Here is a 2914-nt window from a genome sequence, read left to right on the forward strand (position 1 = left end):
TATTTAGACTGGCTTTGGAATGCACTGACAGTTACCTCTTTAACCGCATCGGTGAGTCTAGTGGTAGATATTTCCTCCCGTTTTTTGACTACTAGTTTGGGTTTTATAGGTTCTTTTGCTGTGATATCCCAGAGTGCATTGACCTTGTTGACAGCTGGGGGAATTTTAACCAAAGCCGGTCGTACAGGTGTTGAAGAAATTATATCACGATTAGGAATTCCAAAATATCTTTGGCAAGAAGTTAAATTAGTACTATCGGGAGTACTTTTACTTTCGTTAATTGGCTTTCGAGCATCGTTGCCCTTGATTTCGGGCTACGTTAATGAACGGGGTTTAGACAATTATCTTGAGGGGGACTGGTCAAGTGCTCAGTCTAATTATGAACGAGCATTGAGTCTCAATCCAGATAATGCCGAAGCTCACTATAATTTGGGTAGTCTTTATGAAGATTTACAGGAGTTGGATAAGGCGCGAACTCAGTATAGGTTAGCGGCACAGGGGGGCTTAGATGCTGCTTATAATGAATTGGGGCGGTTGTATATTCAAGATAAAAAATATTCCCAAGCGGTATCTTTACTATTGAAGGGATTAGATACTGTTACAGAAACAGACACTGAAACTAAATATGCTTTATTGAAAAACTTGGGCTGGGCTAGGTTAAAAAAAGGACGCTATGCCGATGCCGAAACCTACCTCAGAGAGGCTATTGAACTCGACAAAATACTTCAGCAAAAGTTTAATCAAACTCCGGCTGCAGCTCACTGTTTATTAGCTCAAGTAATGGAAAAAAAAGATCCGGAGAATGCCTTGGCAGAATGGGAAATCTGTTTAGGCTATGCCGATGTTCGTAACCCTGATGAGGATACCTGGGTTGGCATGGCTCGTGAACGTGTAGATAGTCAGGACAAGAGTAGTGAATCGACTAAGTAAGCTGATTTGGTCTGCGCCAATCTTGACCATAGTTATGATTATGTCTGGAAGCCTGCTCAGTAAGCAAGTACTTGCAGCTCATCGGATTGTTGAAGCGACAGGCAAAGTTGAGCTAAAACGGCAGAATTCCAGCTATCGCCCAGTTTCAGAAGGAACTGAACTTCGTTCTGGCGATCTCCTAAAACCAGCATCGGGGGTAAGGGTCAAGGTACTCTGTGAGGATGGTAAAATTCGCTCTGTAACTGCTGGGGTAACAACAGGCATCAATCAGATATGTCCACCACCGCGAACCCGAAATGGTAGCAGGCCAATTGTCAAAGCACGTCCAGTAGACCGCTATATGCCCTACATTATCAGCCCACGGGCAACTCGTTTACTGACTTACACCCCAACTCTACGCTGGAATGATGCCACGGATGCTAGCCGTTTCACGGTTACGGTCAGAGGGCGAGGCTTGAATTGGACTCAGGAATTTAGTCGAGAGCAAGTTTGTCAAGACGGTATTTGTAAGGTTGTTTATCCAGGGAGTCAGCCACTACAACCTGGAGTTAGTTATAAGTTGATAGTCGAGACTGATACGAATCGTGCCTCTACAGAAGATAGCACTGGAGGACTGGGATTTAAACTGATTGAGTCAGATCAAGCTAGAGAAATTCAGGTGATTGCTGAGCGGATTCAGCAACAGGATGTACCTGATCAGTTCAAGGGATTGGCACTAGCTGAACTCTATGCTAAATCCGATTTAACGGCTGAGGCCATTGAAATCCTGGAAGGACAAGAAAACGATCAAAAAATAGTACCGAGTTATCGTTTACTGGGTGATTTGTATCGACGGATAGGACTAGTTTTAGAAGCCGAGGGTCCTTATTCAAAGGCAATCGAACTGACCACAGCAACTCAGCATTGGGAAGAACTGGCAGCAGCCAAAGCTGGATTAGGGGAGGTTAACTATGCTCGTGGAAATCGGCAAGAAGGAGTGAGTATGTTAGAAGAAGCGAAGGCAATCTATGAACAGTTTGGCGATCGCGAACAGGTAGGGGAATTAGAAAAGCGACTGGAACAGTTAAAGTAAGTTTTCAGAAACCCTACATTAAACTTCCTATTTGATTCAGTTCTTCTCTATTGGAAATTACCATCAAAGCCAGTGCCACTTAAGTCTGTAGTTTTTGCCATAGCAACGTTGCTAGGAGTGGGGAATTGTCCAGGGTTGGGAGCCGAGACTAACCCCAGGTTTTGGGAAATTCCAGCACAATCTCTAACTGCTCAAGAGACTATACCCTTAATGCCGTCCTCTGGTCAAAGGATTGCCTTAGAGAGTACCACAGTTCGCGATCGCCTTGATAGCAGCAGCGAGAGTCTAGAAAACAACAGTTACTACAATCGCCATACCTTTGAGGGGAAAGCTGGCGAGCAGATTACCATTGAACTAACCAGCGACGAGTTTGACCCTTACCTGATTCTAATTGACCCAGACGGTAACCGAATTGCGAAGGATAACGACGGTGATGAGGAAAAAAATGCCCGGATTACCGTTATTCTACCGACTACGGGGACTTATGTGATTTGGGCTAACTCCTACAATAAGCAAGAAACTGGTAACTATACCCTGAGTTGGAGAGCAGCCACCCCCTCAGACTTACTTAAGGCTAAAGCTGACCAACTGTTTCAGCAGGGAATTGAACAATATAAGACCAGTCAATATAAAGCTGCGCTCAAGTCCTGGCAAGAAGCCCTAGGCATTTATCGGGAACTGGAAGACCGTCAGGGGGAAGCGGACTCCCTCAACAATCTCGGGCTTGCTTACCGCCGCCTAGGGCAATATCGAAAAGCGATTGAGTTTCATCAGCAGTCCTTAGCCATTGAGAGGGAACTGGAAAACCGCCAGGGGGAAGCCAACTCCCTCAACTATCTCGGGCTTGCTTACGGTCGCCTAGGGCAATACCGAAAAGCGATTGAGTTTTATCAGCATTCCTTATCCCTATTT

At 45.2% G+C, this 2914-nt stretch carries 3 protein-coding genes; all 3 read left to right on the plus strand.

What is annotated here, in order from left to right:
- On the plus strand, positions 1-930 hold a 930-nt coding region (locus F6K49_RS39065), incomplete at its 5' end, for a tetratricopeptide repeat protein (protein WP_293105908.1).
- Entirely contained in the window at positions 914-2002 is a 1089-nt protein-coding gene (locus F6K49_RS39070; RefSeq protein ID WP_293062325.1) for a tetratricopeptide repeat protein, read from the plus strand. The genes F6K49_RS39065 and F6K49_RS39070, both read left to right, overlap by 17 nt.
- A 72-nt stretch (positions 2003-2074) precedes the next feature.
- On the plus strand, positions 2075-2914 hold an 840-nt coding region (locus tag F6K49_RS39075; protein ID WP_293105911.1), incomplete at its 3' end, for a tetratricopeptide repeat protein.

The sequence above is a fragment of the Moorena sp. SIO3I6 genome (assembly GCF_010672095.1).